The organism is Salmonella sp. SAL4457, assembly GCF_046548235.1.
In the GTDB taxonomy this organism is placed as follows: Bacteria; Pseudomonadota; Gammaproteobacteria; order Enterobacterales; family Enterobacteriaceae; genus Salmonella; species Salmonella enterica.
Genome location: NZ_JBGDZO010001133.1, coordinates 1 through 245, shown reverse-complemented (window position 1 = coordinate 245; position 245 = coordinate 1). Strand labels below are relative to the sequence as shown.

The 245-nt window shown below is 68.6% G+C and carries 1 pseudogene; it reads right to left on the bottom strand.

From position 1 onward, the window contains the following. A pseudogene (locus tag ACLJNW_RS27725) lies at positions 1 to 245 on the bottom strand (sodium:proton antiporter); the annotation flags it as partial.

The window sequence follows — 245 nt, the reverse complement described above, 5'->3', positions numbered from 1 at the left end:
GGACCAGGATCGCCGGGCCCACCGTGAGCAGGCGCGAGACCAGCACCGCGCCGCCTAGGGCGAAGGCCGCCGCCACGTGCAGCCAGGAGACCGGCAACAGCAGCAGCTCCAGGCCGATCAGGGCGAACAGCAGGGCGTTGAGGATCTCGTCGATCAGTTCCCAGAACTTGTCCACGTAGCGCCGGGTCTCGTCCGACATCGCGTAGTGGCGTCCGTGGTTGCCGATGATCAGCCCGGCCACCACC